This window comes from Kurthia populi (assembly GCF_042686175.1).
GTDB lineage: Bacteria > Bacillota > Bacilli > Bacillales_A > Planococcaceae > Kurthia > Kurthia populi.
Window position 1 is genome coordinate 1 of the sequence record NZ_JBHUOR010000006.1, and the last position, 7,297, is coordinate 7,297.

A 7,297-nucleotide genomic window follows, 5' to 3' on the forward strand; every position below is an offset into this window, starting at 1 on the left:
GTAAAATTTGCGAAGTCGCGTAATATTGAAGGTCGCATTATGCGCGCAACCATTAAATACAATGCGAGTGGTACGTTTTACGTGTCTGTCCAATGCGAAGTACCAGACTTCAAACCATTCCCTAAAACAAATGAAGCTGTAGGAATTGATTTAGGTATCACCGATTTTGCGATTCTGTCCGATGGACGTAAAGTGGATAACCAACGCTTTACAGCCAAAATGGAGCAGAAGTTAAAACGTGAGCAACGCAAATTATCCCGTCGCTACGAGCAAGCGAAAAAAGAGGGTCGTGATTTACGTGAGTGCATGAACTATCAAAAGCAACGTCGTAAAGTGGCTCGTTTGCGTGAGCGTGTTGCTTTTCAACGTGAAGATTTTTTAAATAAACTGTCAACGGTATTGATTCGTCACTATGACGTCATCTGTCTTGAAGATTTAAACACAAAAGGCATGTTGAAAAATCATAAGTTAGCGAAAGCGATTCGTGATGTGTCATGGTCTTCTTTTGTACAAAAACTGATGTATAAGGCGAAATGGTTCGGTCGAAAAATTGTTGAAATCGACAGATTTTTCCCATCGAGCCAACTTTGTCATGCCTGTGGTCATCGAGATGGCAAGAAACCATTGGATATTCGTGAGTGGACTTGTTCAGCTTGTGGTACGACACTAGACCGAGATATTAATGCAAGTAAGAATATCTTAATCGAAGGGTTAAGACTTTTAAAGCAATAACCGTAGGAACGACGGGGATAGCCTACTAAAAAAAGTGAAGCCGCTGTTTCGAGCAACTGGAAACAAGCAAGCACTGTTCGTAGGAATCGCCCACTTCAAGCAACGTTCGAAGAACGGCTAAGTGGGGGTAGTTCAATTATATAATTTTGATGGAATTGCTGTTTTTAATGTTTCCGCTAATACGTTCGATGCCAGATTTAGCGCATCATGATTAAACGTCATATACGGATGATGCAGCCCTGGTGCTAAATCAGAACCGATGCCAATCATCGTCGCTTTTAACTCAGGCTTTTTCACCGTATAGAAATGGAAGTCATCACTACCTGGTGTGAAAATATGAGGCGCTAATGCATCACTGCCACAAACAGCTGTAATGGCTTTTTCAGCAATGTCAGCCGCTTCATCTGATACGACTGCACCCGGCGTATAATCCACCCAATCCCATTGTAAATCAATGTCAAACTGCGTGCGAATCGCCGCAAGACCTCGCTCGATATGTTGCTGCATCGTATCAAGTGTTGCATTATCCTGTGCACGTACATCCATTGAAAAGCTGGCTGCGCCTGGAATAATATTGACACTCCCACCATCTGCAACGATTTTTGTCAGCTTCGCAGAATGTGGCGTAAATGGTGAAACATGAAGTGATTGGAGCATTTGTTGAATGGCCATAATGACATCAATGGCATTTTTACCTTGGTGAGGACGCGCACCATGTGCATCCACACCTTGGATCGTTCCTGTTAAAAAATATGCTGCGCCGTGATGCATAGCAGGTGTTACTTTACCAAATGGAATTTCATCAATTGGACGTAGGTGAACGCCGAATAAATGAGAGACACCGTCGACTGCACCGTGCTCAAATGCTGCGACTGCACCGTTGCCCATTTCCTCTGCTGGTTGGAAAATAAAGCGCACGCGATGTTGTAGTGGCTCATCTTTTAGACGTAATAAGGCGCCTAGCACCATCGCCATGTTCGCATCGTGACCGCATGAATGATTCGCCTGCCATTCACCGTTTACTTCCTGCCAAAGGGCATCAATATCGGCACGAACCGCTACGCATTCTTCGCCTTCACCAATCTCTGCCACTAAACCTGTGACATCACCAAATAAACGATATTCGACGCCAAGGTCATCTAAAATAGACGCTAGTTTTTTTGTCGTTTCGACTTCTTTCCAGCTAATTTCTGCATGTGTATGAAAATGGTTGAACCATTCTAAAATCTGTTGTTCGATTGTCATAAAAATTCTCCTTATGTTGAAAACTCAATTTCTACTATACATCGAACGAAAAAAAAAGAAAACGGCAATGCACTGTTGCACATCCGTTTTCTCGTTAATAATCAAGCACGTAAAATCTCAATCTCCTCTGTCGATGTGTGACTCTTTTGCTTCACCTCAGCCAAAACGTATAATTCCATTAAATCTTGTTTCGGTAAATGCTGTACTAATTCGTTCAAATCACGCAACAATGAATTGCGACTTTTCGTTACATCTGATAGTAGCGGCAAGCCGTCCTCCGTCGTTTGGTTTAATAAGAGTTCGTCCGTTGAAATCGCCAATGCTTGGCTCAGCTTTACAATCCATTTTGCAGAAGGTACGCTTTCCCCAACTTCCCAACTCTTAATACGACTTGCGGATGTTCCAATCTGCTTTGCTAATGATAGCATCGAATGATTGCTTGTCTCACGCAATGATTTTAATTGCTCTCCAAACTGTTTTGCATTAAACATTCTTTATCCTCCCTCCTCGTTTCCTCATCTTTTATGGAAGAAACTGTATAGCCCTAGTCATTACATTCGACATATGGATACTATTTCCTTTATTTTAAAACAAAATAGAAGTTTAAAGTAGAATTTTTTTAATTTTTTTAGCTATTTCTTTCACTTTTTTCATTAATAGTATAATTGACACAAAATAATCAATGATTTTTATGTACAAATGTCTGATAATAAGAGATAAGGAGGGTATTTCGATGAAGAAAAGCATGATAATAAAAAGTCTCCTCGGCATCGCCGTCGTTATTGTCGTAGTTTTAATTATCAATATGATGTTAAATAATAAAGAAACTACTGCAAGACAAGATGCTGCAGACGCATGGAAGACACTCTTAGAAAAACAGCAGTTTGCTGACATTCCTTCACTTGTAACGAATGCTTCCATTACGGACAATGATTTCACTGAAGAAAGCCTTGTCGAAAAATACAACACCATTTTTAAAGGCATTGGTGCAAAGGATATTAAAATAGCCAATATGAAGGTCGAGGAATTAAAAAAAGACCACTATATGATGACGTATACGATGACGCTCGAAACAGCACTTGGCAAAATGGCGAGCATGAACTATAGCGCGCCACTTATTGAAAATGACGGCAACTATAAAATCAAGTGGAACCCAACATTAATTTTCCCTCATATGCAAAGCACCGACAAAATTTCATACACGATTGACCGGGCAGAACGCGGACAAATCGTCGACCAAGATGACCAACCACTCGCAACGAATGCACCTTTTTATCAAATGGGTATTTTACCGAGTGGCCTAGGTGAAGGCAAAACACGCGATAAAAATTTAAAGGCTATTTCAAAAGCATTTGACGTAAGCGTAGAAACATTAGAGAAAAAATTAGCGCAGTCTTGGGTACGCGACAATCTTTTCGTCCCAATTAAGGTGATCGATATGAAGGAAGCCAAAGATTTAGATGGCGTAAAGTACAGCTCAAAGGATATGCGCTACTATCCACTAGGTGAAGCAGCTGCACATTTAATCGGCTATACAGGCACAGTGACCGATGAGGATTTGAAAAAGAATAAAGCGTTAAATCAAGATGATACAATCGGTAAAAGTGGACTTGAAAAAACATTCGACAAAGAGCTTCGTGGTGTCGATGGTGGACAAATTTCATTGGTCACTTCTAGTGGTCGTGTCCGCGATGTATTATTAAATGCCGAACGCACAGACGGTCAAACGATTTATTTAACAATTAATTCTAAAACACAAAAGGCGGCATTTAAGGCCCTTGAAGATGCGACAGGCTCATCGGTTGTCATTAATCCGAAAACAGGCGACCTAAATGCCTTAGTAAGCAAGCCATCGTATGATCCAAATAAGATGGTGCGTGGTATTTCTCAAGAAGATTATGCAGAATATGCAGATGATGAAAATATGCCATTCCTGACGCGCTTTGCACAGCGTTATGCGCCGGGCTCGACCTTAAAAACGGTAACTGCTGCAGTCGGTCTAGATAATGGTACAATGACTGAAACAAAAACGCATAAAATTAAAGGGTTGAAATGGCAAGAAAGCTCTGAATGGGGCTCTTACTATGTGACACGTTTACATGACGATGTCTCAAACGTTGATTATAAGAGTGCACTCATCTACTCAGACAATATTTTCTTTGCTAAAGAAGGGCTTGAAATGGGTGAAAAGAAATTACGCGAGGGCTTCAATAAATTTGCGTTCGGAAAAGATTTTAATTTACCGATTTCAATGAAGGCCGCACAAATTTCAAATGAAAAAACATTCAATTCTGATATCCTACTAGCAGATACAGCATATGGGCAAGGGCAAGTATTAATGTCCCCTATTCAACAGGCCGTATCCTATACAGCCTTTGCAAACGATGGCAAAATGACCTATCCACGCCTTGTCAAAGGAACAAAAGTAAAAATGACGCAGGCAGTCAGTGCTGAGTCTGCACATAAAGTGCGCGCTGCGATGCAACAAGTAATCAAGCATAAGGGCGGAACAGGTAATACGCTCAAAAGCTTGCCATACAACTTAGCAGCAAAAACAGGTACTGCCGAAATCAAGCAAAAGCAAGGTGTCTATGACGGTACAGAAAATAGCTTCGTGCTCGTCTTTAATGCCGATAAAGAAGATTATTTATTACTGACAATCGTTGAGGATCATAAGAAAACAGGTCGTTCAGCTATCGAATTATCAAAATCGCTTATCCCTGTGTTAGAAAAATAATTATACAAAAAGAAGGAATCACGCCAAGGCGGATTCCTTCTTTTTGTTTTCACCAAAACCTCGGCTTTGTCACCATTAGCCATAGCATAATAAAAAGCAGCACAACGTAAATCCACACAGCCTTGCGCAGCTTTCGTACGAAGCGCTGTTGATTAAACGCATCCGTTCCAAACGTACGTAGCGTTGGTTTAAAGGCACGTGCTAAATAAATAACGGAGCTGATTAATAAGATAATCGTCACTAAAATCCATGGTGTTGTCCATGGATAGCCGCCTAATAACACAGCCAAAATACCAAAGCCCACTAAAAAATGCCCTGCATGCTTTACTACTTGAATCGCCAAGCTAAATGCATCCACATGACCTTTTAATACAGCCATATCTTGTTCATATTGCATTCGTTTCATTAACGGAAATAAGACGAAAAATGGACCAATCGATAAAATGGCTCCAATCACATGTAAATACACAATAAAATCATAAAACATTTTAATCCTCCTCGTTTGTAAAGATGCTGTTAAGCTTTTCTAAAGCCTATGTAAGCCACCGTTTTATTTTATGAAAATAGGGTATAGTTTAATTACAGAAAGAGATTGAAGGGAGAGAAGTTATATGGGAATTCACAAATTTTTTATGAGCTTAAATGACTTAGAAAGAATCATTCGTTGCCCTGGTCGCTTTAAATTCGAGGAACATAACGTTGCCGCCCACTCATGGAAAGTATCTCAATATGCGCTCGTTTTTGCAACTATTGAAGAAAATAATGGTGCAACGATTAACTGGAAATCATTATATGAAAAAACCATTAATCATGATTATGGCGAAGTATTCATAGGCGATATTAAAACGCCTGTAAAACATTCTTCTCCTGAACTAAAAGAAATGATTGCACATGTTGAACATAAAATGGTGGAGGATTTCATTACACGTGAAATACCCGAAGAATTCAAAACTGTCTTCAAAGAGCGCTTAAAAGAAGGTAAGGACGCGACAATTGAGGGACGCCTTCTTGAATTTGCAGATAAGCTGGATCAATTCTATGAGTCCTTTGCAGAGCTAAAACGTGGAAATAATGATCATGAGTTTATTAATATGTATCAGCAGGCATTAAAACGAATTTTAAAAATTGATCTTAAACCAAGTGTTGCCTACTTCCGAGATGTCATCTTAAATGATGTACTCAATGAAGATACAACAATTGATATAACAAAATTAACACATGAGGTAATGAAAGAAGCGTAGCAAATCGCTACACTCTTTTTTTTACACTTTTTTAACGAAGCAACTATGTTGCACAAAAAGCATTGTTGCAGTATAGTATTAATACAGGCTGCATTGTACGTAATAATATTAAGTTTTAACCTTTGATCTGTAATAGGGAGTTTAAGATAGAGAGCGGACTGGTATGCCTAGCGGAATCGTTAGGACGAACATGAAACTCTTTGCAAACACCCACTTTGAGGAGTGGTGGTTTAAAACTTTCAATGTAATGACTTACGGCAAAAGCGGCTTCTTATTTTAAACGTATGGGGCACCCTACACAATTGTGTAGGGTGCCCTTTTTTGTTTACATCTAAAAAATATGATTTACTATTTAAGCGCACAAAAAAAGCGAATGCAATTTGCACTCGCTTAATATGAGTCATGCAGGATTCGAACCAGCGACCCTCTGATTAAAAGTCAGATGCTCTACCAACTGAGCTACACCGGCATATGAAAATGACCCCTACGGGATTCGAACCCGTGTTACCGCCGTGAAAGGGCGGTGTCTTAACCGCTTGACCAAGGGGCCGACTATCAAAAAACTATAAAAATGGTGGAGTAGAGAGGATTTGAACCTCCGCGCCGGTTACCCGACCTACACCCTTAGCAGGGGCGCCTCTTCAGCCTCTTGAGTACTACTCCATATGGCTCCGTTGGCAGGACTCGAACCTGCGACCCTCTGATTAACAGTCAGATGCTACTACCAACTGAGCTACAACGGAATAAATAATATTTAAAAAATGGNATATTAAATTAAAAATAAAAAAATGGAGGAGGTAGAGGGATTCGAACCCCCGCGCGGTTTGACCCGCCTGTTGGTTTTCAAGACCAATCCCTTCAGCCAGACTTGGGTATACCTCCAACATAAAAATATAAAATTGGTGGAGCCTAGCGGGATCGAACCGCTGACCTCCTGCGTGCAAGGCAGGCGCTCTCCCAGCTGAGCTAAGGCCCCATATGGAGCGGAAGACGAGGTTCGAACTCGCGACCCCCACCTTGGCAAGGTGATGTTCTACCACTGAACTACTTCCGCATATAAAAAATAAAAATGGGGCGACTGATGGGGATCGAACCCACGAATGCCGGAACCACAATCCGGTGTGTTAACCACTTCACCACAATCGCCATAATATAATTAATTGGCAGGGGCAGTAGGAATCGAACCCACACCAAAGGTTTTGGAGACCTCTATTCTACCGTTGAACTATGCCCCTGTAAATGGTGGAGGATGACGGGATCGAACCGCCGACCCCCTGCTTGTAAGGCAGGTGCTCTCCCAGCTGAGCTAATCCTCCGATATTATAATAGCCTAGCAACGTCC

General features: G+C 40.9%; 6 protein-coding genes, 10 tRNA genes and 1 other RNA gene. 4 read left to right on the forward strand and 13 right to left on the reverse strand.

The genetic code is table 11. The features are described from left to right. Nucleotides 1–732: RNA-guided endonuclease TnpB family protein (locus ACFSY7_RS00935; protein WP_380146492.1), on the forward strand; the 732-nt coding region annotated here is incomplete at its 5' end. A gap of 132 nt (nt 733–864) precedes the next feature. On the opposite strand, the gene ACFSY7_RS00940 is transcribed toward ACFSY7_RS00935, so the two are convergent. Together ACFSY7_RS00940 and ACFSY7_RS00945 are read right to left on the reverse strand one after the other, a co-directional pair. After that, nucleotides 865–1,977, reverse strand: a complete 1,113-nt coding sequence (locus ACFSY7_RS00940; RefSeq protein WP_380146493.1) for an amidohydrolase — start codon at nt 1,975–1,977, stop codon at nt 865–867. Between the two features lie 101 nt (nt 1,978–2,078). Continuing rightward, nucleotides 2,079–2,468 carry a helix-turn-helix domain-containing protein gene (locus tag ACFSY7_RS00945; RefSeq protein WP_020188955.1) on the reverse strand — a complete coding sequence of 130 codons (390 nt, stop codon included), beginning with the start codon at nt 2,466–2,468 and terminating at the stop codon, nt 2,079–2,081. A 242-nt stretch (nt 2,469–2,710) separates the two neighbouring features. Between ACFSY7_RS00945 and pbp4 the strand changes: the two genes are divergently transcribed. Next, nucleotides 2,711–4,714: a penicillin-binding protein PBP4(5) gene (pbp4, locus tag ACFSY7_RS00950; RefSeq protein ID WP_380146494.1), complete on the forward strand. Its 2,004-nt coding sequence runs from the start codon at nt 2,711–2,713 to the stop codon at nt 4,712–4,714. Nucleotides 4,715–4,763: 49 nt separating this feature from the next. On the opposite strand, the gene ACFSY7_RS00955 is transcribed toward pbp4, so the two are convergent. Next, a complete protein-coding gene (locus ACFSY7_RS00955) occupies nt 4,764–5,201 on the reverse strand; it encodes a hypothetical protein (protein ID WP_380146495.1) in 438 nt (145 codons plus the stop codon). Between the two features lie 124 nt (nt 5,202–5,325). On the opposite strand from ACFSY7_RS00955, the gene ACFSY7_RS00960 reads away from it, so the two are divergent. Together ACFSY7_RS00960 and ssrS are read left to right on the forward strand one after the other, a co-directional pair. Further along, nucleotides 5,326–5,955, forward strand: coding sequence for a YfbR-like 5'-deoxynucleotidase (locus tag ACFSY7_RS00960; RefSeq protein WP_020188951.1), 630 nt, complete (start codon nt 5,326–5,328; stop codon nt 5,953–5,955). Nucleotides 5,956–6,037: 82 nt separating this feature from the next. Further along, nucleotides 6,038–6,229, forward strand: a non-coding RNA gene (ssrS, locus tag ACFSY7_RS00965) — 6S RNA. Nucleotides 6,230–6,358: 129 nt separating this feature from the next. Here ssrS and ACFSY7_RS00970 read toward each other — a convergent pair. The 10 genes from ACFSY7_RS00970 to ACFSY7_RS01015 all read right to left on the reverse strand — a co-directional run bounded on the left by ACFSY7_RS00970 (nt 6,359) and on the right by ACFSY7_RS01015 (nt 7,271). After that, nucleotides 6,359–6,416 (reverse strand) — tRNA-Lys (locus tag ACFSY7_RS00970). 17 nt (nt 6,417–6,433) lie between these two features. After that, a tRNA-Glu gene (locus tag ACFSY7_RS00975) sits at nt 6,434–6,505 on the reverse strand. Between the two features lie 22 nt (nt 6,506–6,527). Further along, nucleotides 6,528–6,618, reverse strand: a tRNA-Ser gene (locus ACFSY7_RS00980). Nucleotides 6,619–6,621: 3 nt separating this feature from the next. Then, a tRNA-Asn gene (locus tag ACFSY7_RS00985) sits at nt 6,622–6,698 on the reverse strand. Nucleotides 6,699–6,744: 46 nt separating this feature from the next. Further along, nucleotides 6,745–6,837: transfer RNA gene (locus tag ACFSY7_RS00990), tRNA-Ser, on the reverse strand. Nucleotides 6,838–6,855: 18 nt separating this feature from the next. Beyond that, a tRNA-Ala gene (locus ACFSY7_RS00995) sits at nt 6,856–6,931 on the reverse strand. A 3-nt stretch (nt 6,932–6,934) separates the two neighbouring features. Next, nucleotides 6,935–7,009 (reverse strand) — tRNA-Gly (locus ACFSY7_RS01000). A 16-nt stretch (nt 7,010–7,025) separates the two neighbouring features. Further along, a tRNA-His gene (locus ACFSY7_RS01005) sits at nt 7,026–7,101 on the reverse strand. 15 nt (nt 7,102–7,116) lie between these two features. After that, nucleotides 7,117–7,190, reverse strand: a tRNA-Trp gene (locus ACFSY7_RS01010). 5 nt (nt 7,191–7,195) lie between these two features. Beyond that, nucleotides 7,196–7,271 (reverse strand) — tRNA-Val (locus ACFSY7_RS01015). Nucleotides 7,272–7,297 lie beyond the last annotated feature (26 nt).

What these genes read in the sequence shown, in the direction of transcription:
- ACFSY7_RS00940 (WP_380146493.1), bottom strand. Translation starts at nt 1,977, where the DNA reads ATGACAATCGAACAACAGATTTTAGAATGGTTCAACCATTTTCATACA.
- ACFSY7_RS00945 (WP_020188955.1), bottom strand. Translation starts at nt 2,468, where the DNA reads ATGTTTAATGCAAAACAGTTTGGAGAGCAATTAAAATCATTGCGTGAG.
- pbp4 (WP_380146494.1), top strand. Translation starts at nt 2,711, where the DNA reads ATGAAGAAAAGCATGATAATAAAAAGTCTCCTCGGCATCGCCGTCGTT.
- ACFSY7_RS00955 (WP_380146495.1), bottom strand. Translation starts at nt 5,201, where the DNA reads ATGTTTTATGATTTTATTGTGTATTTACATGTGATTGGAGCCATTTTA.
- ACFSY7_RS00960 (WP_020188951.1), top strand. Translation starts at nt 5,326, where the DNA reads ATGGGAATTCACAAATTTTTTATGAGCTTAAATGACTTAGAAAGAATC.